This window comes from Pseudomonas sp. A34-9, from assembly GCF_029543085.1.
Classification (GTDB): Bacteria; Pseudomonadota; Gammaproteobacteria; order Pseudomonadales; family Pseudomonadaceae; genus Aquipseudomonas.
This window is the reverse complement of sequence record NZ_CP119967.1, coordinates 1,941,034-1,966,576: the sequence shown is the minus strand read 5'-3', so window position 1 is coordinate 1,966,576 and position 25,543 is coordinate 1,941,034. Positions and strand designations below refer to the sequence as shown.

The following is a 25,543-nucleotide window of genomic DNA, read 5'->3' as shown; positions in this document are numbered from 1 at the left end:
GTGGCCGCGACCCGAAATGGTCGGCGGCGGGTTGTCTTGTGAGTTTGGGGCGCTGTTCAGGATTTCAAGGGCTCATCGATTTTGAAGTGCGCACGCGCGGTGGCAATCGGTTCGCTTTCGGTGCTTTGCCAAGCGGTGATGGCGACGTTGGCGACGCGACGCCCCTGGCGGCAGACCTGACATTTGGCCCAAGTATCGCGAAACTGCCCGGCACGCAGGTAATCGAGGGAGAAGTCGATAATCTTCGGCACCCCGGGCGCACCGGTGAAAATCAACAGATGCAGGGCGGCAGCCAGCTCCATGAACCCGGCAATCACCCCGCCGTGAATCGCCGGCAATAAAGGGTTACCAATGTTGTCCTTGTTCGCAGGAAGCTTGAACAGCAATTCATCGCCGACGCGTGAGCATTCGATGCCGATCAGCCCGGCGTAGGGAATCAACTGCAACAGCGGCGCGTAATCGCCCTGCGCGTGAGCCTTGAGCAATTGCTGTTTGAGGTCATCGCTCATTGCCCTTCTCCCTTGATTGCGCCGCCAAAGCCTTTGGTGCCTTTGAGGCCCTTGCCCATGCGCATGAACGTACCGACCACATGGGCGATCGGCTGCTCGGGATCGTCCTGATAGGCGAAACCGCGAGCGAAGATCACGTCGGTGGTCACCCGGTAGCACTGAGCGAAGCCATACACATCTTTATTGGGTTCGGCGGCATGCATGTAGTCGATGCGCAGGTCGAGCGTCGGGCAGACCTCGAATTCCGGCAAAACGCACAGCGTCGACATCCCGCAGGCGGTATCCATCAACGAAGTAATCGCGCCGCCGTGGATCACGCCGGTCTGTGGATTACCGACAATTTTCGTGCTGTACGGGAGGATCACCGTAAGCCCTTCGCTGGACGCACTGTGCACGCGCAATCCGAGTACCTGACAGTGACGCAATGCTGATAGAAATCGCGTCGCACGCTCAAAAACGGGGTTTTCGACCATTTGATAATTACTCTCGTTAGAGCCTTTTGCCAGTAGTAAGAAATGGCGCAAAAGTTCCACTGAAAAACAAACTTATATATCTGAAAGAAATGAGGAACTTAACCCTCAGCGCCGAGTTCTTAAGGCCAGTAGTTATTTTCCATAAGGAGAAACACCCCATGCGTAAGACTTTTGCTATTGCCTTGATGTTGACCGCTTCCCTCGGTCTCGCTGCCTGCGATAAAAAATCCGAGGACAAAGCTCAAGATGCCAACCAACATGCTGAACAAGCTCAGCAAGACATGAACAAAGCTCAGGATAAAGTGAACGACGCAGCAAAAGAAAACGCCGAAGCTGCCAAAGCTCAGGCTGAATCGAATCAAGCTGCTCAGGAAGAAGCTGCCAAGAAGCAATAATTGCGACTTGATGCAGAAAAAGAAAACCCGCCAAGTGCGGGTTTTCTTTTGCCTGCGATTTAACGCTCATACCGACTTAGAGCAAGACCGTTCTAAAAGTCGGACTAATCATCAGCAGCAGAGAACACACTAAGCCGACCAGCCAGACCAGACTGCGCAGTTTCGGAATATCAGCCAGGTAGAACCACAGGTAGAGAATTCGCGCGATCACAAAGATGATCGCCAAGGCGTCGATCAACCATCCTTGTGTTTGCGTGGTGTACGCCATCAGCACACCCACGGCGAACAGGATGAACGCTTCGATGCTGTTCTGATGCGCCGCCAGCGCCCGTGCGCCGTAACCGGTCAGCTGCGCCTGCTGCTGGCGCGGCAGGTGGTTGTTGTAACCGCCCTGCTCTTTCATCGCCTTGCCCACCGGCATACGCGCGATGTAAATCAACAGCGCACTGATAAACACACACCAGAACGGAATACTCATCAAACGACCTCTTTGTTCGCCTCGGGGATGGGCGCCTCTGTAGGGGTATAGACCATTACATCGAGAACGTCGGAATGAAACTCGCGGCGATACAAGACCACGACCACACCGGCACTCATCAGCATGAACAGCCACGGGCTGACGAACCACGCCAGCATGCTCATGCCGAAGTAGTAAGAGCGCAGCCCGAAGTTGAATTGGTTGGCCGCCATCGAAATCACCCGCGCCGCCCGCAACGCGAAGGCTTTACGCTCCTGCTCGGAAACTTGCCGCTCACCGATCATTGGCGCCGATCCCACCAGTACGGCGGCAAAGTTGTACTGGCGCATGCACCAACTGAAGGTGAAAAACGCGTAAACAAACACCATCGCCAGACACAGCAACTTGATTTCCGACATGCCCTGCGACGCCTGTTGCACCATCGGAATATCCGCCAGCAGTGACACCGCGCGCTCTGACGCGCCAAGTACGGTGAGAATGCCGGCGAGAATAATCAGTGTGCTGGAGGCGAAGAACGAGGCGTTGCGCTCAAGATTACCGATCACACTGGCGTCGGCGATGCGGTTGTCACGCAGCAACATGCGGCGCATCCAGTCTTCGCGGTACAGATGCAGGACGCTGGCCAGGCACGCGGTGTCGCGGGCCTTCCAGCCGGCATAACGGGTGTATCCGCCCCAGCAGATGACAAACCAGACGGCGGCGAGCAGGTGGATCAGGTTGGCTTGGATGAACGACATGCAATTCCTTGTGATGAGCAGCGGTAAATCGGAAACCCACATTAAGATTTCGGCAACCCTTCGACGTCAGGTCAGGGAAAAAGACACTGCCTGACGCGCATAAAAAATGCCCCGTATCGATTGATACGGGGCATTTCTGTTTAAGCGTTGAAGACCCGCTTTTGGCGAGTCAGGCAACGTCAGGCAACCGCTTCGCTACGCTTGCCGAGCATGCGATCACAAACAACCGCAACCACCAGCGTCATCACGCACGGCACCAGCCACGCCAGACCCTGCTCGCTCAGCGGCAGGTTGGACAACTGCGATGGCATCCAGCCGGCCAGACCGGCGCCTTTCAGCGCGTCGATGGTGCCGAAGATGAACGACACCAACATCACCGGACCGAGGATACGGCCGTGCTCATGCCAGAAGTCTTTGCAGAAGCTTAGTGCCACCAACACGATGCACGGCGGATAGATCGCGGTCAGCACCGGAATCGAGAAGGCAATCAGCTTGGTCAGGCCCAGGTTGGACACAAGCAGGGAGAACGCCGCCAGAATGATCACCAGGGTCTTGTAGGACAGTGGCAGCACCCGGCTGAAGTATTCGGCACACGCACACGTCAGACCGACCGCCGTCACCAGACACGCCAGCGAGATCAACACCGCGAGGAAACCGCTGCCCAGCGAACCGAAGGTGTGTTGCACATAAGCATGCAATACCGCCGCGCCATTGGTCGCGCCCGCAGCTACTTCGTGGCTGCCGGAACCCAGGCGGAACAGGCTGACATACACCAGCGCCAGGCCGACACCGGCAATCAGGCCAGCGATGATCGCGTAACGGGTGATCAGCGCCGGCGATTCGACACCACGGGAGCGGATCGCGTTGACGATAACGATACCGAACACCAGCGCCCCGAGGGTATCCATGGTCAGGTAACCATTGATGAAGCCCTGGGAGAACGGTGCCGCCACGTATTCCGGCGTGCCGTGGCCGATGTCACCTGCCGGCAAGGCGAATGCGGCGATGCCGAGCACAGCCAGCGCGATGATCTTCAGCGGCGCGAGGAAACGGCCGACGGTGTCCAGCAAACGCCCAGGGTAGAGCGAGATGAAGAACACCAGCAGGAAGTACACCGAGCTGTAGAGGAACAGTGCCAACGGGCTTTCGCCGGTCAACGGTGCCAGGCCCACTTCAAACGACACGGTCGCGGTACGCGGGGTGGCGAACAACGGACCGACCGCAAGGTAGCAGGCAGCCGCCAGTATGCCGCCGGCGATCTTGCCGATCGGGCTGCTCAGCGCATCCATCGCCCCACCGACCTTGGCCAGTGCAACGACGGTGATCACCGGCAGACCCACCGCAGTGATCAGGAAGCCCAGCGCGGCCATCCAGACGTGAGGTCCGGCCTGCAAGCCAACGATAGGCGGGAAGATGATGTTGCCAGCCCCAACGAACAGGGCAAATGTCATAAAGCCAAGTGCCAGGATGTCCTGACCTTTCAAAACTTTCATTAAGGTAATACCACACTACTGAATCGGAATTTAGAGGGGGATTGCCCTGTGTAATTAGGGAAATGCTGTCGATCCGTATGGGACTGACCCTTAAAGCGCGTTGCATGCCTTGTGGGCGGCAGACGCAAAAATGGCTGCTAGCCTAACGAATTTGGCCTGCAAACGCACTGTTAGAGGGCGAACTATCCGATACGCGACGTTTCTGTGTCGCGTTTATGTATGAAAAGCAGCTGCAAGCTGAAAGTTTCAAGCTGCAAGAAAAAAGCTTGTCGCCTGAAACTTGCGGCTTGCAGCTGCTCTTGAACGACAAAGGCCACCCGAAGGTGGCCTTTGTTTGGTAAAGCGTCAGCTAAGCGCGAGGCTTACTTGACAGCCCAACCGGTCAGCTCGGCCAGGGCCTTGCCGATGTCTGCCAGCGAACGCACGGTTTTCACGCCCGCGTCTTGCAGCGCAGCGAATTTCTCGTCTGCAGTGCCTTTGCCGCCAGAGATGATTGCGCCAGCATGGCCCATGCGCTTGCCCGGAGGAGCAGTCACACCAGCGATGTAGGAAACAACCGGCTTGGTCACGTGTGCCTTGATGTAGGCAGCCGCTTCTTCTTCAGCCGAACCGCCGATCTCGCCGATCATCACGATCGCTTCGGTCTTCGGGTCTTCCTGGAACAGCTTCAGGATGTCGATGAAGTTCGAACCCGGGATCGGGTCACCACCGATGCCGACGCAAGTCGACTGACCGAAACCGGCGTCAGTAGTTTGCTTAACAGCTTCGTAGGTCAGGGTGCCGGAACGCGAAACGATACCGACCTTGCCTGGCAAGTGAATGTGACCTGGCATGATGCCGATCTTGCATTCGCCTGGGGTGATCACGCCTGGGCAGTTAGGGCCGATCAGGACTACGCCCAGCTCGTCGCACTTAACTTTAGCGTCCAGCATGTCCAGGGTAGGAATGCCTTCGGTGATGCAGACGATCAGCTTGATGCCGCCGAATGCCGCTTCCAGGATCGAATCTTTGCAGAAAGGAGCCGGAACGTAGATCACGCTGGCGGTAGCGCCAGTGGCCGCTACTGCGTCTTTGACGGTGTTGAACACTGGCAGACCCAGGTGCTCGGTGCCGCCTTTGCCAGGAGTTACGCCGCCAACCATCTTGGTGCCGTATTCGATGGCTTGCTGGGTGTGGAAACTACCTTGCGAACCGGTAATACCCTGGCAGATAACTTTGGTGTCTTTATTGATCAGGACGCTCATTATTTGCCCTCCGCAGCTTTGACAACTTGTTGAGCAGCGTCGGTCAGGCTGGTAGCAGCGATGATGTTCAAACCGCTTTCTGCCAGTACTTTAGCGCCCAGCTCAGCGTTGTTGCCTTCAAGGCGAACAACAACCGGGATTTTCACGCCGACTTCTTTCACAGCGCCGATGATGCCTTCGGCAATCATGTCGCAGCGAACGATGCCGCCGAAGATGTTGACCAGTACTGCAGCGACGTTGGTGTCGGACAGGATGATCTTGAACGCTTCAGTTACGCGTTCTTTGGTAGCGCCACCACCTACGTCGAGGAAGTTGGCTGGCTTGCCGCCATGCAGGTTGACGATGTCCATGGTACCCATGGCCAGGCCAGCACCGTTGACCATGCAGCCGATGTTGCCTTCCAGAGCTACGTAGTTCAGTTCGAACTTGGCAGCGTGCGCTTCGCGCGGATCGTCTTGCGACGGATCGTGGAAAGTCTTCAGCTTAGGCTGACGGTACATTGCGTTGGCGTCGATGTTGATCTTGGCGTCCAGGCAGTGCAGATCGCCGTCAGCCTTGATCACCAGCGGGTTCACTTCCAGCAGAGCCAGGTCGTGATCCTTGAACAGTTTGGCCAGACCTACGAAGATCTTGGCGAACTGAGCAACCTGCTTGCCTTCCAGACCCAGCTGGAATGCCAGCTCGCGACCCTGGAATGGCTGAGCGCCAACCAGTGGATCGATAGTGGCTTTGAGAATTTTTTCTGGAGTGTCGTGAGCGATTTTCTCGATGTCCACGCCACCTTCGGTGGAAGCCATGAACACGATGCGACGGCTCGAACGGTCAACGACAGCGCCCAGGTACAGCTCTTTAGCGATATCAGTGCACGATTCAACCAGGATCTTGGTGACTGGCTGGCCATTGGCGTCAGTCTGGTAAGTCACCAGACGCTTGCCCAGCCACTGCTGTGCGAAGGCTTTGGCGTCTTCTTTGCTGCGAACCAGCTTGACGCCGCCCGCTTTACCGCGACCACCGGCGTGGACCTGGGCTTTGACAACCCACTCACTGCCGCCGATTTTGTCGCAAGCTTCTGCTGCTGCTTCCGGGGTGTCTACTGCGTAACCAGTGGAAACTGGCAGGCCGTATTCAGCGAACAGCTGCTTACCCTGATACTCGTGAAGATTCATGCTTTTTACCGTCTTCGTTAGGTACTGCGCATTCGGCGCTGCGCTCGTTTGAGTGCCGCGCCACCTGTGACTGCTGCTTGCGTAGCTGAGCTACGCAAGACTGCGTCCAGCGGACATTCCGCGGTGAGACTTGCTCGCAAGGCTCACGACGGGCCGTTACCGCCGTGGTTTCTTATTGTCTGTTAACGCTTTTTGCGGTTGGCAATGTGGATGGCGCCGCCATTCACAGCCAAAGCAGCTTCGTGCAAGGCTTCAGACAGGGTCGGATGGGAGAAAACCATCATGCCCAGATCTTCAGCGCTGGTGCCGAATTCCATACCGATCGCGCCCTGCTGAACCAGTTCTGCAGCGCTCGGGCCAATCACGTGCACGCCCAATACGCGGTCAGTCTTGGCATCAGCGATGACCTTGACGAAACCACCGGTATCGTTGGCGGCCATGGCACGGCCGGAAGCGGCGAACGGGAAGGTGCCGACGTTAACTTCAACGCCTTCAGCTTTCAAGGCCTGCTCGGTTTTGCCAACCCACGCGATTTCCGGGTGAGTATAAATAACCGAAGGGATCAGGTCATAGTTCATCTGGGCTTTGTGGCCCTTGATGCGCTCGACAACCATGATGCCTTCTTCGGATGCCTTGTGAGCCAGCATCATGCCGCGAACCACGTCACCGATGGCGAAAACGCCCGGTACGGTGGTCGCGCAGTGATCGTCAACGTGCACGAAACCGCGCTCGTCGAGGGTCACGCCGCTGTCGGCAGCCAGCAGATCAGTGGTCACCGGACGGCGACCAACGGCTACGATCAGCTTGTCGAACGTGATGGTCTGTTCGCCGTTGGCATCGGTGTAGTTCACAACGACTTCGTCGCCGTTCACTTTCGAGCCGGTTACGCGAGCGCCCAGTTTGATGTCCAGACCTTGTTTGGTCAGGGTTTTCAGTGCTTCCTTGGAAACAGCGGTGTCCGCTGCCATCAGGAAGGTGTCCAGCGCTTCCAGAACAACGACTTCGGAGCCCAGACGCGACCACACCGAACCCAGTTCCAGACCGATCACGCCAGCGCCGATCACGCCCAGACGCTTAGGTACGGTCTGGAATTCCAGAGCGCCAGTCGAATCAACGATGACTTTCTGGTCAACCGGAGCCGGTGGAATGTCGATCGGACGCGAACCTGGCGCCAGGATGACGTTTTCAGCTTCGATGACTTCAACCGAGCCGTCTGGCTTGGTGACTTCGACTTTCTTGCCAGCCAGCAGTTTGCCGTGGCCCTGAATCGAAGTAACGCCGTTGGCCTTGAACAGGGTCGCAACGCCGCCGGTCAGGTTCTTGACGATGCCAGCCTTGCGGCCAACCATCGCAGCGACGTCCATTTTGACTTCGCCAGTCGAGATACCGTGAACGTTGAAGCTTTCTTTCGCTTCCTTGTATTTCCAGGAGCTGTCGAGCAGCGCCTTGGAAGGAATGCAGCCGACGTTCAGGCAGGTGCCGCCCAGGGCTTGCTTGCCTTCGGCGTCGGTGTACTTCTCGATGCAGGCAGTGGTCAGCCCCAGCTGCGCCGCCTTGATGGCCGCCACGTAGCCACCAGGGCCAGCACCGATCACTACTACGTCAAATTTCTGCGACATTCAAAAATCCTCTTTTTTGCAGCAAGCGTGAAGCCGCAAGCCTCAAGCCAAACTGCGGTTACTCGCAGCTTGCAGCTTGAGACTTGCAGCTGCTTCTATCAAATATCCAGCAACAGACGCGCCGGATCTTCCAGCAGGTTCTTGATGGTCACCAGGAAGGTCACAGCTTCTTTGCCATCGATCAGACGGTGATCGTAGGACAGTGCCAGGTACATCATCGGACGGATAACGACCTGACCGTTGATGGCCATAGGACGCTGGATGATGTTGTGCATGCCCAGAATCGCTGCCTGCGGCGGGTTGACGATCGGGGTCGACATCATCGAACCGAAGGTACCACCGTTGGTGATGGTGAAGGTACCACCGGTCATCTCGTCCATCGACAATTTGCCGTCACGGGCTTTCTTGCCGAAAGTGGCGATGCCGCCTTCGATTTCAGCCAGGCTCATCAGCTCGGCGTTACGCAGAACCGGAACAACCAGGCCACGGTCGCTGGAAACGGCAACGCCGATGTCCGCGTAGCCGTGGTAAACGATGTCGCCGCCGTCGATCGACGCGTTGACAGCCGGGAAGCGTTTCAGCGCTTCGGTAGCGGCTTTCACGAAGAACGACATGAAGCCCAGGCGTACGCCGTTATGGGACTTCTCGAACAGGTCCTTGTACTTCGAACGCAGAGCCATGACTTCAGTCATGTCGACTTCGTTGAAAGTGGTCAGCATCGCCATGTTCGACTGTGCTTCAACCAGACGCTTGGCCACGGTGGCACGAACGCGGGTCATCGGTACGCGCTTCTCGATGCGGTCGCCAGCGGCGAACACAGGAGCGGCAGCCGAAGGAGCAGCAGCCTTGGCAGGCGCGGCAGCCGGAGCGGCTTTCTTGGCAGCAACGGCAGCCACCACGTCTTCCTTGGTCACACGACCGCCTTTGCCGGTGCCGGCAACGGAAGCGATGTTGATGCCGTTTTCTTCAGCCAGCTTGCGCGCAGCCGGTGCAGCAACAGGATCATCTTCGCCTTCAGCGGCAGCCGGAGCGGCGGCTGCAGCAGCCGGAGCAGCAGCGGCGGCTGGAGCAGCGGCAGTAGCGCCGCCCGCTTCGATGGAGCCCAGGACTTCGTCGGACAGAACGGTGTCGCCTTCGTTCTTGACGATTGCGCCCAGCACGCCATCAGCGGTAGCCAGAACTTCCAGTACGACTTTGTCGGTTTCGATGTCGACGATCAGGTCGTCGCGCTTGACAGCGTCGCCCGGCTGTTTGTGCCAGGTGGCAACGGTGCCATCGGCAACCGATTCCGGGAAAGTGGGGGCTTTGATCTCGATAGCCATTATCTGTGGTTCCTTAAATTCGGTTTCAGGTGCGCGAAGGCGTTAAATGGTAAACGCGTCTTGCAGGAGTTTTTCCTGCTGCTCGGCGTGCATCGATGCGTAACCACAAGCTGGGGCAGCAGAAGCCTCACGGCCCGCGTACTCAAGTACGAGAGACTTGTCGAGGTTCCCGATGCTGCGACGCAAGTGGTGCTGGCTGCAGTACCAGGCGCCCTGGTTCATCGGCTCTTCCTGACACCAAACGGCATTTTTGACGTTGGTGTACGGAGCCAGGACTTCTTTCAAGTCGTCCTCAGGGAATGGGTACAGCTGCTCGATACGCACGATGGCGATATCTTCACGGCCTTCGGCACGGCGTTTTTCCAGCAGGTCGTAGTAGACCTTGCCGCTACACAGAACAACGCGCTCGACCTTTTTCGGGTCCAGTGCATCGATTTCCGGGATCACGGTCTGGAACGAACCTTCGGCCAGATCTTCCAGGGTCGAGATGGCCAGTTTGTGGCGCAGCAGCGACTTCGGCGTCAGCACGATCAACGGCTTGCGCAGCGGACGAATCACCTGACGACGCAGCAAGTGGTAGATCTGTGCTGGCGTGGTCGGTACGGCAACCTGAATATTGTGCTCGGCGCACAATTGCAGGTAACGCTCAAGACGTGCCGAGCTGTGCTCAGGGCCCTGACCTTCGTAACCGTGTGGCAGCAACATGGTCAGACCGCAGAGACGGCCCCACTTGTGCTCGCCGCTGGTGATGAACTGGTCGATGACAACCTGTGCACCGTTGGCGAAGTCGCCGAACTGGGCTTCCCAGATCACCAGCGCATCCGGCGTGGTGGTCGAGTAACCGTATTCGAATGCCAGTACCGCTTCTTCCGACAGGAACGAGTCGTACAGGTCAAAGCGTGGCTGACCGTCGTACAGGTGCTGCAGCGGAATGTAGGTGCCCGCGTCTTTCTGGTTGTGCAACACAGCGTGACGGTGCGAGAACGTACCGCGGCCGATGTCCTGACCCGTCATGCGGATCGGGTGACCTTCGAACGCCAGGGTCGCGTACGCCATGGTTTCGGCGTAACCCCAGTTGATCGGCAGGCCGCCGGCTTGCATCTTCTGACGGTCTTCGTAGATCTTCGCGACCTGACGCTGAACCACGAAGCCTTCCGGAATTTCCAGCAGCTTGGCGGACAGTTCTTGCAAGGTCTTCAGATCAAAGCGAGTGTCGTGACGCGCAGTCCAGGCGTGGCCCAGATACGGACGCCAGTCCACGAACAGCTCTTTGTTCGGCTCTTTGACCAGCGATTTCACTACGTGCAGACCGTTGTCCAGCGCGTTGCGGTATTCGTCGACTTTCGCCTGAACACGCTCTGCGTCAAGAACACCGCCCTGGGTCAGACGATCAGCGTACAGCTCACGGGTGGTGCGCTGCTTGGTGATCTGCTGATACATCAGAGGCTGGGTGCCGCTTGGCTCGTCGGCCTCGTTGTGGCCGCGACGACGGTAGCAGACCAGGTCGATGACGACGTCACGCTTGAACTGCATGCGGTAATCGATGGCCAGCTGGGTCACGAACAACACGGCTTCCGGATCATCACCATTCACATGGAGGATCGGCGCCTGGATCATCTTGGCAACGTCGGTGGCGTACTCGGTGGAGCGCGAGTCCAGCGGGTTGCTGATGGTGAAACCGACCTGGTTGTTGATCACGATGTGCACGGTACCGCCGGTCTTGAAACCGCGGGTCTGCGACATCTGGAAGGTTTCCATGACCACGCCCTGACCTGCGAATGCAGCGTCACCGTGGATGGAGATCGGCAGAACTTTCTCACCGGTCGGGTCGTTACGACGATCCTGACGGGCGCGCACCGAACCTTCTACCACCGGGGAAACGATTTCCAGGTGGGACGGGTTGAACGCCATGGCCAGGTGAACTTCACCGCCGGCGGTCATCACGTTGGACGAGAAGCCCTGGTGGTATTTAACGTCACCGGAACCCAGCTCGACCTTCTTCTTGCCTTCGAACTCGTCGAACAGCTCGCGCGGGTTCTTGCCGAAGGTATTGACCAGCACGTTCAGACGACCACGGTGGGCCATGCCGATGACGACTTCCTTGGTGCCGTAGGAACCGGAACGCTGGATCAGTTCGTCGAGCATCGGAATCAGGCTTTCGCCGCCTTCCAGACCGAAACGCTTGGTGCCCGGGTATTTGGTGCCCAGGTATTTTTCCAGGCCTTCACCGGCAGTCACGCGCTCAAGCAGGTGGCTCTTGATGTCGGCGGAGTACGTCGGACGACCACGCACGCTCTCCAGACGCTGCTGGAACCACTGGCGCTGCTCGGAATCGGTGATGTGCGTAAATTCAGCGCCGATGGTGCGGCAATATGTCTGCTGCAACGCTTCGTGAATTTCGCGTAGGCTCGCTTCCTCTTTGCCGATGAACAGGTCGCCGGCACGGAAGGTCGTATCAAGATCGGCATTGGTCAAGCCGTAATGATTGATCGACAGGTCTGCAGGTGCAGGACGCTGCCACAGCCCCAGCGGGTCAAGCTGGGCTGCCTGGTGGCCACGCATACGGTAGGCCTGGATCAATCGCAGCACTTCAACTTGCTTCTTCTCGTGCTCACTGCTCACGCTCCCGGCGGAAACCGGTTGAGCGCGGCGCTGGTTCTTTGCCAGCAGCACGAAATGATCGCGAATTGTGGAGTGCGAAACATCAGTGGCAGAGTTGCCGTCGGCAGGCAACTTCTGAAAGTAGGTGCGCCACTCTTCTGGCACAGCGTTAGGGTCGTGCAGGTAGAGCTCGTAAAGCTCTTCCACATAGGCAGCGTTTCCACCTGAAAGGTAGGCGCTGTTCCACATGCGCTGCATCACGCTTTCTTGCATGCTTGGTCACCCTCGGTTAGGGGAACACCATCGATGTCGACACCGAGCAAACTTGCAGAAGTCCGAATGCAGCGACTAAAACAAGCCACTTAGGATCACACTGATAGTCCGGGTACCAGCCCGGATGCCCCTGCTTGTCTCATTTCTTCAAAATAAGAGCGGCAGCTTGTGGCTACTGCTCTGGTTATAGCCATGACGCGGGTTGAAGCCCGCGCCACAGCCTCTACGGTACAGCGGTTACAGCAGCTGAATCACACGCCGCTCGAAAGCAACATGTTACGGATGTGACCGATGGCCTTAGTCGGGTTCAGGCCTTTCGGACATACGTTGACGCAGTTCATGATGCCCCGGCAGCGGAAGACGCTGAACGGGTCATCGAGCGAAGCCAGACGCTCGTTGGTCTTGGTGTCACGGCTGTCTGCCAGGAAGCGATAAGCTTGCAGCAGCGCAGCTGGACCCAGGAACTTGTCCGGGTTCCACCAGAAGGACGGGCAAGAGGTCGAGCAGCAAGCGCACAGGATGCACTCGTACAGACCGTCGAGCTTTTCACGCTCTTCTGGCGACTGCAGACGCTCGATGGCCGGAGCCGGCGTGTCGTTCTGCAGGTAAGGCTTCACCTTCTCGTATTGCTTGTAGAAGATGCTCATATCGACGACCAGGTCACGGATAACCGGCAAACCTGGCAGCGGACGAACGATCAACTTGTTACCTTTTACAACGGCGGACAGCGGCGTGATGCACGCCAGACCGTTCTTGCCGTTGATGTTCATGCCGTCGGAGCCGCAGACGCCTTCACGGCAAGAGCGACGGTAGGAGAAACCCTCGTCCTGCTCTTTGATCAGGGCCAGCACGTCCAGCACCATCAGGTCTTTACCACCGGTATCGACCTGGAATTCCTGCATGAACGGCGCAGCGTCCTGATCAGGGTTGTAGCGATAAACACTGACTTGCAACATGGCGGTCACCCTTAATAAGTCCGGACTTTAGGTTCGAAAGTCGGAACAGTCTTCGGCGAGAAGTTCACGGCACGCTTGGTGACGCGCTTGTCACCCGGGAAGTACAGGGTGTGGCACAGCCAGTTTTCGTCGTCACGATCTTCGAAGTCTTCACGGGCGTGAGCGCCGCGCGACTCTTTACGGACTTCGGCAGCGATGGCGGTAGCTTCAGCCACTTCCAGCAGGTTTTGCAGTTCCAGCGCTTCGATACGGGCAGTGTTGAACGCCTGCGACTTATCGTTGATCTTCACGTTGGCGATGCGGGTACGCAGGTCAGCGAGCTGAGCGATACCTTTCTGCATGTATTCGCCGGTACGGAATACGCCGAAGTAGTTCTGCATGCAGCTTTGCAGCTCGCGACGCAGGGTTGCTACGTCTTCGCCATCAGTACGGCTGTTCAGCGCGTTCAGACGCGACAGGGCAGCTTCGATATCGGCTTCGGTAGCGTCGTCGTATTCGATGCCGTCGGTCAGGGCTTTTTCCAGGTGCAGGCCGGCAGCGCGGCCGAATACCACCAGGTCGAGCAGCGAGTTGCCGCCCAGACGGTTGGCACCGTGCACCGATACGCAAGCCACTTCACCTACCGCGAACAGACCAGGAATGATCTGATCCACGCCTTCGGCGTTCTGGGTGATCGCCTGGCCGTGAATGTTGGTGGCAACGCCGCCCATCATATAGTGGCAAGTCGGAACAACCGGAACCGGCGCAACAACCGGGTCAACGTGAGCAAACGTCTTCGACAGTTCGCAGATGCCTGGCAGACGACTGTGCAGCACTTCCTCGCCCAAGTGGTCGAGTTTGAGCATTACGTGGTCGCCATTCGGACCGCAACCGTTGCCGGCGATGATTTCTTTAACCATCGAACGGGCAACCACGTCACGACCGGCAAGGTCTTTGGCGTTCGGAGCATAACGCTCCATGAAACGCTCGCCGTGCTTGTTGATCAGGTAACCACCTTCACCACGGCAACCTTCTGTAACCAGTACACCGGCGCCGGCGATGCCGGTCGGGTGGAACTGCCACATTTCGATGTCTTGTACCGGCACGCCAGCACGCAGAGCCATGCCGACGCCGTCACCGGTGTTGATCAGGGCGTTGGTGGTGGACGCGTAGATACGCCCTGCACCGCCGGTAGCCAGTACGGTGGCCTTGGCGCGGATGTAGGTGGTTTCGCCGGTTTCGATGCAGATGGCGATCACACCGACGAATTCGCCTTCCTGGTTTTTCACCAGGTCGACAGCGTAGTACTCGTTCAGGAACGTGGTACCGGCTTTCAAGTTGCCCTGATAAAGGGTGTGCAGCAGTGCGTGACCGGTACGGTCGGACGCGGCGCAAGTACGTGCAGCCTGACCGCCCTTGCCGTAGTCCTTGGACTGACCACCGAACGGACGCTGGTAGATACGGCCTTGCTCGGTACGCGAGAACGGCAGACCCATGTGGTCCAGCTCGAAAACCGCAGCCGGGCCTTCCTGACACATGTATTCGATAGCGTCCTGGTCACCGATGTAGTCGGAGCCCTTGACGGTATCGTACATGTGCCAGCGCCAGTCATCGTTCGGGTCAGCGGACGCGATTGCGCACGTGATGCCGCCCTGGGCGGACACAGTGTGCGAACGGGTCGGGAAAACCTTGGTGATCACGGCAGTCTTGTGACCGCCCTGCGCCAGTTGCAGCGCAGCGCGCATGCCGGCACCGCCACCACCAATAATGATGGCGTCGAAAGAAATCGTTGGAATGTTAGCCATGACTCAGATACCCCAGAGAATCTGCACACCCCAGACGAAGTAAGCGAACATCGCGATGCCGCATACTGCCTGGAAAAGGAAACGTACTGCAGTCGCGGACTTGCCCAGCGCCATTGGCGTCAGGTAGTCGGTCGCGATGGTCCACATGCCGACCCAGGCGTGAGCGCCAAGGGCAACGAGGGCCAGCAGACTGAAAATACGCATCCCGTTGTGAGCGAACAGGCCATGCCACTGGTCGTAGCCAATGCCCGGATTCGCTGCAAGGTATCCGATCAGGAAGATGAAATAAGCCGCGAGAACAACCGCAGACACACGTTGCGCCATCCAGTCATAGAGGCCCGAACGCGAAAGGTTCGTAACGCTGGTTACCATATCCAAACTCCTGCCAGAACGATCAGCACCACGGAAATGGCGATGATGATTTTCGAGCCCAGGCGGCCGCCTTCCAGCGTCTCACCGATGCCCATGTCCATGATCAAGTGGCGCACACCGGCTACCAGGTGATACAGCAGAGCGGACAGGAGGCCCCATGCTACGAACTTGGCCAGCGGGCTGGTCAAGCATGCCTTCACTTCGGCAAAACCTTCCTCGGAACCCAGAGATTTGCCCAATGCATAAAGCATGAAGCCGATACCCAGGAAGAGGATGATGCCGGAAACACGGTGAAGAAACGACGTAACGCCGGTGATGGGGAGTTTGATGGTCCTTAGGTCTAGGTTTACAGGTCGTTGGCTTTTCACGGCTTTTTTTTCACACTGAAGAGCCCCTAACAATCAGGGCAAAGTTGTTGGGGAGTGCACTGGTCAGGTAACCACCACCCAGGGATGCGACCCCCAACAAAGCTGGCCCAAAAGCCCTTGGCGGTCGGTGGCCGAGTATAGACAGTTAGGTTACTAATGACAACGCAATCACCTACCCCAAATAGCTGATTGCACAAGTCGTATAAAAGGCGTAAATGGCAGTCAATTTCGAGGAAAAAGTGCGCTTAAAGCCTTCTGGAGCAAGACTTTAGGCAAATTGACATTCGAATTTATCTCACTATAGTGGTGCGGGCCCTGCGTGGGGGGTCTGTCTGATGGTTCAAGCATAAATAGGAGGCCACATGGCTGACAAAAAAGCGCAGTTGATCATCGAGGGCGCAGCCCCCGTCGAGCTGCCCATTTTAACCGGCACCGTTGGTCCCGATGTAATCGATGTTCGGGGCCTGACGGCCACGGGCCGCTTCACGTTCGACCCAGGCTTCATGTCGACCGCCTCGTGCGAGTCGAAGATCACCTATATCGACGGCGACAACGGCATTCTGTTGCACCGCGGCTACCCGATCGAACAGCTGGCTGAAAAATCGGACTACCTGGAAACCTGCTATCTGCTGCTCAACGGCGAACTGCCGACCGCAGAACAAAAGGCCCAGTTCGTCAGCACCGTGAAAAACCACACCATGGTTCACGAGCAGCTGAAAACCTTCTTCAACGGCTTCCGTCGCGACGCCCACCCGATGGCCGTCATGTGCGGTGTAGTCGGCGCCCTCTCGGCCTTCTACCACGACTCCCTCGACATCAATAACCCGCAGCATCGCGAAATCTCCGCGATCCGTCTGGTTGCCAAGATGCCGACCCTGGCAGCGATGGTTTACAAGTACTCCATGGGCCAACCCATGATGTACCCGCGCAACGACCTGACGTACGCGGAAAACTTCCTGCACATGATGTTCAACACCCCGTGCGAGATCAAACCGATCAGCCCGGTACTCGCCAAGGCCATGGACCGGATCTTCATCCTCCACGCCGACCACGAGCAGAACGCGTCGACTTCCACCGTGCGTCTGGCAGGTTCTTCGGGTGCCAACCCGTTCGCCTGTATCGCCGCCGGTATCGCTGCACTGTGGGGCCCTGCCCACGGCGGTGCGAACGAAGCCGTATTGACCATGCTTGACGAGATTGGTGATGTTTCGAACATCGACAAGTTCATCGCCAAGGCCAAGGACAAGAACGATCCGTTCAAACTGATGGGCTTCGGTCACCGCGTTTACAAGAACCGCGATCCGCGCGCGACTGTCATGAAGCAGACCTGCGACGAAGTACTGAAGGAACTGGGCATCAACAACGATCCGCAACTCGAACTGGCCATGCGCCTGGAAGAGATCGCGCTGACTGACCCGTACTTCATCGAACGCTCGCTGTACCCGAACGTCGACTTCTACTCGGGGATCATCCTCAAGGCGATCGGTATTCCGACCAGTATGTTCACGGTGATTTTCGCACTGGCACGTACTGTTGGCTGGATCTCCCACTGGAAGGAAATGCTCTCCAGCCCGTACAAGATTGGCCGTCCGCGCCAGTTGTACACTGGTTACGAGTCGCGTGACATTACCAAGCTGGAAGACCGCAAATAAGACTTGTCTTGCGATGACGTCTTAAGTTTGTAACGAGAACGGCCTCTATTTATATGGAGGCCGTTTTTGTTTGTGGGGTCTCAGCGGCCTGTGGGCCGACTGGCTTTCGGGGTTTGGGGGCATATCCGTTGCTGCGGGTGCTGCCGCTGGCGGTTTCGCTCTTACAGCGAGTCCCTTTTTCAAACGCCAAAAAGGAACCAAAAGGCTTTGCCGGTATGACTCACCCACATAGGTAACAAAACAGTTCAAGCACATAGGTAACAGTTTTTAACTGGCACTGGTCGATTCCGAGGATCTGACCATGCCGTGGCGAGAGCTGAAACCTATGGACCTTAAAGTGATGTTCATCGCCGACTATCTGTCCGGTCGGCTCAACTTCAGTCAACTCTGTGCGGCTCACAGCATCAGTCGCAAGACTGGCTACAAGTGGGTGGCCCGCTACAACGCGGACAGCATCAATGGCTTGGCGGAGTGCAGTCGCAAGCGTCATTCTCAAGCACAGGCTGTGCCGTTTGCGGTCAAAGAAGCCATTCTTGAGCTGCGGCGCCAAGGTCAAACCACGCCGGGCCCGAAAAAGATCCAGACAGCCCTGCAAGAGCGGTTTCCAGATCAGCCGCCGCCCTCCAAAACCACGATCTACAACGTGCTTAAAAAAGCGGGGCTAGTGGTGTCTCGACGGTTGCGTCAGCGTGTCGCTGTCTATCCAAAACCACTCCAGAAAGCCGACCTTCCTAATCAGCTCTGGAGCGCTGATTACAAAGGCCAATACCTGACAGGAGACGGTGTCTGGTGTTACCCGTTGACGGTAATGGATCACGCCAGTCGATTTTTACTGGCTTGTGAAAGTATGCCGAGCACGACTTTCAAGGACGCCAAAGCCACCTTCGAACGGTTATTTAAGACGTATGGGATGCCTGAGCGGATCCGCACTGATAACGGTGTCCCTTTTGCCAGCGGCGGGCGTGCGGGGTTATCACAATTATCCATTTGGTGGGCTCGTCTAGGCATCATTCATGAGCGGACTCAACCTGGGCGACCTGAGCAAAACGGACGGCATGAACGCATGCACCGCACGCTTAAAAGTACATTGCCAAGACCGCCGGAAATTGAGTGGGGAGCTCAGCAGAAGCATTTTGATCTGTTCATGCAGCACTATAATCATGAGCGTTTTCATGAGGCATTGGGGCAGAAAACCCCGGCCTCTTGCTACATCAGCTCTTCACGGGTATTTCCGAGAAAGTTGCCGGAGATGAAATACCCCAGCCATGTTGAGGCATACCGAACGGACTCCAACGGCGTAGTGAACAAAGGAAGGCTCAGAATCTATGTGGGCTATGTCCTGAAACATCAGATAGTCGGATTGGAGAGCATCAGCGAGGGTGTTTGGGACATCATCTTTGGGCCTGTTCTACTGGGACGTGTTGATGAACGAGACGCTAAGGATGGTTATCTGACGCTCAAAGTAATCAAAAATAAGTGATCAGGTGTTACCCATGTGCCTGAACTTAACTGTTATCTATGTGGTTGTCCCGTTCATGCCCCTGGCGTACGGCACTTCGCTGAGGCTCAGTGTTCCCTCGCTACGGTGTCCATCCGGGGGCATCGCCTACGGTTTGCTTCGCTGCACCTCCTCTCGATGTATGCGGCTGCGCCGCACGGCGCTGCGCGCCTACCCCCCGGATGAACACCTTCGCTCGGCCTGCCGATGGGGCAAAAAGTCAAAAGCCAAAGCCAAAGCAAGATCACAAGCCAGATCAAGAGCCCCTCACCCTAGCCCTCTCCCCGAGGGAGAGGGGACTGATCGAGGTGTTTGGGGGAGCTACGCCGACGTGCCATACCGCGTTGAACTCAGGTTTTGAAAAGCACACAAATCGGCCCGCCCTCCCACTCCCACGCCTGGAGGGAGAGGGGACTGATCGCGGTGTTTGGGGAGATACGCCGACGTGCGATACCGCGTTGAACTCAGATCTTGAAAAGCCCACAAATCGGCTCCCTCTCCCTCGGGAGAGGGCTGGGCGGGCGGCGTTCCGATGAGGGGCGAATCCACCACAAAACCAAAGCCGAACACCCGCTCTTCACCACTCAACAGGATGAGCGTTAGCTCGGCTGCAGCTTTTGATCTGTAAGGCGACGTCGGAAGGCTGAGTGAAGGGATTGATCCGGGTGTGGGAGCGCAGCGACCGTTTGGCGAAGCCAAACACAGCGAGAGGAGGTGCAGCGAAGCAAACCGTAGGCGCTGCGCCCGGATCGATCCCGGAGCGAAGGGACCCCGAGCCCTAGCGAGCGGGCCGCACGTAGGAGCAAGCCTTTTTGGTTACTTTTTCGGCGTCTGTAAAAAGTGACCCGCCGTAAGGGCGGAACCCTAAGAAGCCGTTACCGCAGCAACGGATATGCACACGATCCGCACAAAAAACACAGCCTGCTCGATAACCGCCCACAAAAAATGCCCCGATCTCTCAACCGGGGCATTCAGCACAACACTACAAAACCATCAAACCATCAATGCGAAACCGCCCCACTCGCCCCCAACCCCGTCTGCGAACGCACAAACTGCGGGAAGAACAGCGCCCGTTCGTTATCCGCAGCCGCCGACTTGTCAGTAATCGAGAAGAACCAGATCCCGACAAAGGCAATGATCATCGAAAACAGCGCCGGATACTCGTAAGGGAAGATCGCCTTCTCATGATGCAGAATCTGCACCCAAATGGTCGGGCCAAGAATCATCAGCCCCACCGCACTCACCAGCCCCAACCACCCGCCAATCATCGCGCCACGGGTAGTCAATTTCTTCCAGTACATGGAGAGCAACAACACCGGGAAGTTACAGCTAGCCGCGATCGAGAACGCCAGACCCACCATGAACGCAATGTTCTGGCTTTCGAACAGAATGCCCAGGCCGATAGCCAACACACCCAGCGCAATCGTGGTGATCTTCGAAACGCGAATCTCATCCTTCTCGTTGGCCTTGCCCTTCTTGATCACGCTGGCATACAGGTCGTGAGACACCGCCGAAGCACCGGCCAGGGTCAGACCCGCCACTACTGCCAGAATGGTCGCAAACGCTACCGCCGAAATAAAGCCAAGGAAGATACTGCCGCCCACCGCGTCAGCCAGGTGCACCGCCGCCATATTGTTGCCACCGAGCAGAGCGCCCGCCGCATCTTTAAAGGCCGGGTTGGTGCTGACCAGCAGGATCGCGCCGAAGCCGATGATGAAGGTCAGGATGTAGAAGTAACCAATGAAGCCAGTGGCGTAGAGCACGCTCTTACGCGCTTCTTTGGCGTCACTTACGGTGAAGAAGCGCATCAGAATGTGCGGCAGGCCAGCTGTACCGAACATCAGCGCCAGGCCCAGCGAGAACGCCGAAATCGGATCTTTCACCAGACCGCCGGGGCTCATGATCGCCTCACCTTTCGGGTGAACCTTGATCGCCTCGGAGAACAGCATGTTGAAGTCGAAGTTGACGTGCTTCATCACCATCAGCGCCATGAACGAGGCACCGGACAGCAACAGCACCGCCTTGATGATCTGCACCCAGGTGGTCGCCAGCATGCCGCCGAACAGCACGTACATGCACATCAGGATCCCTACCAGAATCACCGCCACGTAGTAATCGAGACCGAACAGCAGCTGGATCAGCTTGCCGGCACCGACCATTTGCGCGATCAGGTAGAACGCCACCACCACCAGCGAACCACAGGCCGACAGCGTGCGGATCTGGGTTTGCCCGAGGCGGTAGGACGCGACGTCGGCAAAGGTGTATTTACCCAGGTTACGCAGACGCTCGGCGATCAGGAACAGAATGATCGGCCAGCCCACCAGGAAGCCGATCGAGTAGATCAGGCCATCGTAGCCGGAGGTGAACACCAGCGCGGAAATCCCCAGGAAGGACGCCGCCGACATGTAGTCACCGGCAATCGCCAGACCGTTCTGGAAACCGGTGATCTTGCCGCCCGCCGCATAGTAGTCGGCAGCCGACTTGTTGCGCTTGGACGCCCAGTAAGTGATGCACAAGGTTGCACCGACGAACACCACGAACATGGCGATCGCAGCGACGTTGAGCGGTTGTTTATGGACTTCGCCGGTCAGGGCGTCAGCGGCCCAGACGGCTGGCGCAAACGCCGAGATGCTCAGAAGAGCCAGTAGACGCCGGATCATTGCTGAGCCTCCTTGAGAATCGCATTGTTCAGGTCGTCAAACTCGCCATTGGCACGGCGCACGTAGATACCGGTCAGGACGAAGGCCGAGATAATCAGGCCGACACCGATCGGAATGCCCCAGGTAATCGAAGATCCAGGACTGAGTTTCGCCCCGAGCACTTGCGGCCCGTATGCGATCAACAGAATGAATGCGGAGTACAGCCCGAGCATGATTGCCGAGAGAATCCAGGCGAATCGTTCCCTTTTCTTGACCAGCTCCTTGAATCGGGGACTGTTTTGAATCGAGAGGTAAATGCTGTCGTTCATTGTTTTTATCCTCGCAGCACAGATTATTGTTGGAACATAGCTAATGTATGCGGCTGCGAGAGCGGTAACAGACGACCTTAGTAGTAGAACGCCATGACGTATTTGCCATTCTCCGGTACACCCCAAAACAACTGTAGGAGTGCGCCTGCTCGCGATGGCGTCTGATCAGTCGACATTTTCATCAACTGACAGGACGCTATCGCGAGCAGGCTCACTCCTACAGGGGTATGGCGGTGTGGCGGTTATTTAGTCCAGTCAGCCACGCGATCCGGGTGTTTGGCCACCCAATCCTTGGCCGCTGCTTCAGGTTTGGCACCGTCCTGAATGGCCAGCATCACTTCGCCGATCTCGTCTTTCGACGCCCACTGGAAGTTCTTCAGGAACTTGGCCACTTCCGGTGCTTTGGTAGCGAGTTCTTTGCTGCCGATGCTGTTTACGGTTTCTGCTGCGCCGTACACGCCTTTCGGGTCGTCAAGGAAGCGCAGTTTCCACTTGGCGAACATCCAGTGCGGCACCCAACCGGTGACAGCGATGGATTCGTTTTTCTTCTCGGCACGGGTCAGCTCGGCAATCATGCCGGCGCCGGAACTGGCTTTGAGGCTGTATTTGTCGAGACCGTAGTCCTTGATCGCCTGATCGGTCTTGAGCATCACGCCTGAACCGGCGTCGATGCCGACGATGCGATTCTTGAAGGTGTCATCGGTTTTCAGGTCTTCAATCGACTTGGCCTTGACGTACTCCGGCACGATCAGGCCGATTTTTGCATCCTTGAAGTTCGGGCCGTAATCGACGACCAGATCCTTGTTCTTCGTCCAGTATTCGCCGTGGGTCACGGGCAGCCAGGCCGAGAGCATGGCGTCGAGTTTGCCGGTGGCAACGCCCTGCCACATGATCCCGGTGGCGACGGCTTGCAGCTTCACGTCGTAGCCGAGTTTCTGCTTGATGACCTCGGCTGCCACGTGCGTGGTCGCAACGCTGTCGGACCAGCCGTCAACGTAACCGATGTTCAGGGTCTTGGTTTCCGCGCTGGCCAGTGTTGCGCCCATCGCAAGCGCCAGAGCGGCACCTGCGCTTAAAAGTCGTCGCATCTTCATCGTTACTTCCCCGAAATGCTGCGCCCGACGGATGACGGGCGGTATCAACGTATTGTTATGGTGCACAGCGCCCCCATCACGCCTGACCGCAAACTCGCTGGAACATCAGTGGAGTGCTGACGCTTTGATCATCAACCTCACGCCGCACGCGACCTGCTCTGTCAGCGACCTCAAGACAACGAGAAACGACATCAGAAGGCCATTAACTGCGTGCGGATATTTGGCGCCAGACAATCCGCCCGAACTTTGCATGTCAAAATCATGCGGGCCACCAACCCCTCTATAAATGCAGGTAACATGCGTCGCTTTGCAGCCACTCGGCCTGACCATGTCCGCGACTTCCCGTTTCCCTTTCTTGCCTTATCTCTTCGCCTGCCTGCTAGGGCTGTTTGCACTCGCTGGCTTTTGGTACGGCCTCGGCCAACCGGTGATCCTGCCGGACGCAGCGACCCCGACGCACAAGCTGCAATGCGCCTCCTACACCCCATTCGACAAAGACCAGTCGCCGTTCGACGTGCCCTTCAAGCTGCGTCCGGAGCGCATGGACGCCGACCTCGCATTGCTGACGACACGCTTTGAGTGCATTCGCACTTATTCGATGACAGGCCTGGAAGCACTGCCGGATCTGGCGCGCAAACACGGTTTGAAATTGATGATCGGCGCATGGGTCAACAGCAACCCGGTGGACACCGAGAAAGAAGTCGACCTGCTGATCAAATCGGCCAACGCCAACCCGGACGTGGTCAGCGCGGTGATCGTCGGCAACGAAGCGCTGCTGCGCAAGGAAGTCACGGGCGCGCAACTGGCGAAGCTGATCAATAAGGTCAAGAGCCAGGTCAAGCAACCGGTCACCTATGCCGATGTCTGGGAGTTCTGGCTCAAGCATCCGGAAGTCGCGCCAGCGGTGGATTTCCTGACTATCCACCTGCTGCCGTACTGGGAGGATGATCCGTCGAACATTGATGTCGCCCTGCAACATGTCGCGGATGTGCGTCAGGTGTTCGGCAATAAATTCGCACCGAAAGACGTGATGATTGGCGAAACCGGCTGGCCGAGCGAAGGCCGCCAGCGCGAGACCGCCCTGCCGAGCCGGGTCAACGAGGCCAAGTTCATTCGTGGTTTTGTCGCGATGGCCGAGAAGGAAGGCTGGCATTACAACCTGATCGAAGCGTTTGACCAGCCGTGGAAGCGCGGCAGTGAAGGCGCGGTCGGTGGGTATTGGGGCTTGTTTGACGCCGATCGTCAGGACAAGGGTGTGCTGGCCGGGCCGGTGACCAATGTGCCGTACTGGAAGGAATGGCTGGCGGTCGGGGGGTTGATCTTCCTTGGCACGCTGATGCTCGGCGGCCGGGTTCGCACGACCCGTTCGGCACTGATCTTGCCGCTGCTGGGCGCCCTCGCCGCTTGTTCGATTGGCGCCTGGGGCGATCTGGCGCGAGTCACCACACGGTTTGCCAGCGAGTGGCTGTGGGTCGGGTTGTTGACGGCACTGAATCTATTGGTGCTTGCACATGCCGCGCTGACATTGAGCGCTCGTACTGGCTGGCGTGAAAAAGCCTTCAACCTGCTTGAGCGTCGTGCCGGGTGGCTGGTGGTAGCCGCCGGTTTTGCAGCGGCGGTGATGATGCTGGAAATGGTGTTCGATGCGCGTTATCGCAGCTTTGCGAGCATGGCGTTTGTGCTGCCGGCGCTGGTTTACCTGTGCCGGCCGGTCAGCGTGCCGCGTCGCGAGATTGCTCTGCTGACCTTTATCATCGGTGCGGGAATTGCGCCGCAGTTGTATGAGGAAGGGTTGCAGAATCAGCAGGCGTGGGGTTGGGCGTTGGTTAGTGGGTTGATGGTGGTTGCGTTGTGGCGCTGCCTGCGCGTTCACAAGATTTAATATTCATTGGCTGAAATGCTTAATCGCGAGCAGGCTCACTCCTACAGGTTGGAATGCGTTCCCCTTGTAGGAGTGAGCCTGCTCGCGATAGCTGACGATCAGACGCTGCGGGACTTACGGACCAACCGCAACCCGGCAATCACCAGCGCAAACACCGCCAACGTGGTGTTGTACAACGCCAGCGCCGGCACTCCGAACACCAGTGCCAGCACCGCCAGCCACCACCCTGCCCGCCCCGGCACAGCAAAACCGAGCAGTGCCGCGCCCAGCGCCGTCCAGCCCAGCACCTTGAAGTGAATCATCAGCCCCAGGTTCGAGCGCAGCTGACACTCCCAACGGCTGGCCTCGTCGACGCAGATGCCCACCCACTTTCCGTCTTCCATAAAGCCATAACGCGCGCCATAACTGGCGGCCAGCCACAACGGCAATAGAACGAGCAGCAAAATCACGGGCAAACGGCGGGACATGAAACACTCCAATCTTCGGAAATCGGCGGCCAGCTTAATCTGCCGCCAGCCGTGTGCAAGAACTAACAACTGTTAACTGTTCATTCAGGGCGTGCAACGTGTATCGTCCAGCTACTATTACTCCGAATTCTGCCTGTTTGGTGCCGCAGCATGGCACTTTGGCGCAACCCCGGTGGTCATAGCCTGCGAACT

Annotated in this window: 22 protein-coding genes; 4 read left to right on the top strand and 18 right to left on the bottom strand. The window is 57.6% G+C overall.

The features are described from left to right. Positions 1–56: 56 nt before the first annotated feature. Both P3G59_RS08800 and P3G59_RS08795 read right to left on the bottom strand, forming a co-directional pair. Positions 57–509, bottom strand: coding sequence for a PaaI family thioesterase (locus P3G59_RS08800; protein WP_007919863.1), 453 nt, complete (start codon positions 507–509; stop codon positions 57–59). Continuing rightward, a complete protein-coding gene (locus P3G59_RS08795) occupies positions 506–982 on the bottom strand; it encodes a PaaI family thioesterase (RefSeq protein WP_277761244.1) in 477 nt (158 codons plus the stop codon). Before P3G59_RS08795 ends, P3G59_RS08800 begins: the two co-directional genes overlap by 4 nt. A gap of 158 nt (positions 983–1,140) precedes the next feature. Here P3G59_RS08795 and P3G59_RS08790 point away from each other — a divergent pair, with 158 nt between their 5' ends. Then, positions 1,141–1,377: a hypothetical protein gene (locus tag P3G59_RS08790; protein ID WP_102900808.1), complete on the top strand. Its 237-nt coding sequence runs from the start codon at positions 1,141–1,143 to the stop codon at positions 1,375–1,377. Positions 1,378–1,453: 76 nt separating this feature from the next. On the opposite strand, the gene P3G59_RS08785 is transcribed toward P3G59_RS08790, so the two are convergent. The 12 genes from P3G59_RS08785 to sdhC all read right to left on the bottom strand — a co-directional run bounded on the left by P3G59_RS08785 (position 1,454) and on the right by sdhC (position 15,790). Then, a complete protein-coding gene (locus P3G59_RS08785) occupies positions 1,454–1,855 on the bottom strand; it encodes an MAPEG family protein (protein ID WP_277761243.1) in 402 nt (133 codons plus the stop codon). Continuing rightward, positions 1,855–2,592: a DUF599 family protein gene (locus tag P3G59_RS08780; RefSeq protein WP_277761242.1), complete on the bottom strand. Its 738-nt coding sequence runs from the start codon at positions 2,590–2,592 to the stop codon at positions 1,855–1,857. The genes P3G59_RS08785 and P3G59_RS08780 overlap by 1 nt, the downstream gene beginning before the upstream one ends. Positions 2,593–2,771: 179 nt before the next feature. Further along, positions 2,772–4,085 carry a branched-chain amino acid transport system II carrier protein gene (brnQ, locus tag P3G59_RS08775; RefSeq protein ID WP_277761241.1) on the bottom strand — a complete coding sequence of 438 codons (1,314 nt, stop codon included), beginning with the start codon at positions 4,083–4,085 and terminating at the stop codon, positions 2,772–2,774. Between the two features lie 362 nt (positions 4,086–4,447). After that, positions 4,448–5,329, bottom strand: coding sequence for a succinate--CoA ligase subunit alpha (gene sucD, locus P3G59_RS08770; protein ID WP_007919877.1), 882 nt, complete (start codon positions 5,327–5,329; stop codon positions 4,448–4,450). Next, positions 5,329–6,495, bottom strand: coding sequence for an ADP-forming succinate--CoA ligase subunit beta (gene sucC, locus P3G59_RS08765; protein WP_007919879.1), 1,167 nt, complete (start codon positions 6,493–6,495; stop codon positions 5,329–5,331). The genes sucD and sucC overlap by 1 nt, the downstream gene beginning before the upstream one ends. Before the next feature lie 182 nt (positions 6,496–6,677). Continuing rightward, positions 6,678–8,114: a dihydrolipoyl dehydrogenase gene (gene lpdA, locus P3G59_RS08760; RefSeq protein ID WP_102356807.1), complete on the bottom strand. Its 1,437-nt coding sequence runs from the start codon at positions 8,112–8,114 to the stop codon at positions 6,678–6,680. Positions 8,115–8,212: 98 nt separating this feature from the next. Beyond that, positions 8,213–9,436, bottom strand: coding sequence for a 2-oxoglutarate dehydrogenase complex dihydrolipoyllysine-residue succinyltransferase (gene odhB, locus P3G59_RS08755; RefSeq protein ID WP_277761240.1), 1,224 nt, complete (start codon positions 9,434–9,436; stop codon positions 8,213–8,215). 42 nt (positions 9,437–9,478) lie between these two features. Beyond that, a complete protein-coding gene (locus P3G59_RS08750) occupies positions 9,479–12,310 on the bottom strand; it encodes a 2-oxoglutarate dehydrogenase E1 component (protein ID WP_016987865.1) in 2,832 nt (943 codons plus the stop codon). A 251-nt stretch (positions 12,311–12,561) separates the two neighbouring features. Then, a complete protein-coding gene (locus tag P3G59_RS08745; RefSeq protein ID WP_038364054.1) occupies positions 12,562–13,266 on the bottom strand; it encodes a succinate dehydrogenase iron-sulfur subunit in 705 nt (234 codons plus the stop codon). An 11-nt stretch (positions 13,267–13,277) separates the two neighbouring features. Beyond that, a complete protein-coding gene (gene sdhA / locus P3G59_RS08740; RefSeq protein ID WP_007919889.1) occupies positions 13,278–15,050 on the bottom strand; it encodes a succinate dehydrogenase flavoprotein subunit in 1,773 nt (590 codons plus the stop codon). Positions 15,051–15,053: 3 nt separating this feature from the next. Next, positions 15,054–15,422, bottom strand: a complete 369-nt coding sequence (sdhD, locus tag P3G59_RS08735; protein ID WP_007919900.1) for a succinate dehydrogenase, hydrophobic membrane anchor protein — start codon at positions 15,420–15,422, stop codon at positions 15,054–15,056. Then, entirely contained in the window at positions 15,416–15,790 is a 375-nt protein-coding gene (gene sdhC / locus P3G59_RS08730) for a succinate dehydrogenase, cytochrome b556 subunit (protein WP_038363944.1), read from the bottom strand. The genes sdhD and sdhC overlap by 7 nt, the downstream gene beginning before the upstream one ends. 362 nt (positions 15,791–16,152) lie before the next feature. Here sdhC and gltA point away from each other — a divergent pair, with 362 nt between their 5' ends. Both gltA and P3G59_RS08720 read left to right on the top strand, forming a co-directional pair. After that, on the top strand, positions 16,153–17,442 hold the full coding sequence (gene gltA / locus P3G59_RS08725; RefSeq protein ID WP_003222994.1) for a citrate synthase: 1,290 nt from the start codon (positions 16,153–16,155) through the stop codon (positions 17,440–17,442). A gap of 301 nt (positions 17,443–17,743) precedes the next feature. Then, positions 17,744–18,922, top strand: coding sequence for an IS481 family transposase (locus tag P3G59_RS08720; RefSeq protein ID WP_277758418.1), 1,179 nt, complete (start codon positions 17,744–17,746; stop codon positions 18,920–18,922). 1,019 nt (positions 18,923–19,941) lie between these two features. On the opposite strand, the gene P3G59_RS08715 is transcribed toward P3G59_RS08720, so the two are convergent. From P3G59_RS08715 to P3G59_RS08705, 3 genes are all read right to left on the bottom strand, one after another. Then, positions 19,942–21,600, bottom strand: coding sequence for a cation acetate symporter (locus tag P3G59_RS08715; RefSeq protein WP_277761239.1), 1,659 nt, complete (start codon positions 21,598–21,600; stop codon positions 19,942–19,944). Further along, complete coding sequence (locus P3G59_RS08710; RefSeq protein WP_277761238.1) at positions 21,597–21,908, bottom strand: DUF485 domain-containing protein; 312 nt, start codon at positions 21,906–21,908, stop codon at positions 21,597–21,599. The genes P3G59_RS08715 and P3G59_RS08710 overlap by 4 nt, the downstream gene beginning before the upstream one ends. A 242-nt stretch (positions 21,909–22,150) precedes the next feature. After that, positions 22,151–23,002 (bottom strand): glycine betaine ABC transporter substrate-binding protein, encoded by an 852-nt coding sequence (locus P3G59_RS08705; RefSeq protein ID WP_277761237.1) that lies wholly within the window; start codon positions 23,000–23,002, stop codon positions 22,151–22,153. A gap of 286 nt (positions 23,003–23,288) precedes the next feature. Between P3G59_RS08705 and P3G59_RS08700 the strand changes: the two genes are divergently transcribed. Continuing rightward, positions 23,289–24,884, top strand: a complete 1,596-nt coding sequence (locus P3G59_RS08700; RefSeq protein ID WP_277761236.1) for a beta (1-6) glucans synthase — start codon at positions 23,289–23,291, stop codon at positions 24,882–24,884. Positions 24,885–24,982: 98 nt separating this feature from the next. Here the strand turns inward: P3G59_RS08700 and P3G59_RS08695 are convergent, their stop codons facing one another. Further along, the gene (locus tag P3G59_RS08695; RefSeq protein ID WP_277761235.1) at positions 24,983–25,351 is read right to left on the bottom strand and encodes a hypothetical protein; all 369 of its coding nucleotides are present in this window, start codon (positions 25,349–25,351) and stop codon (positions 24,983–24,985) included. Positions 25,352–25,543: the final 192 nt, after the last annotated feature.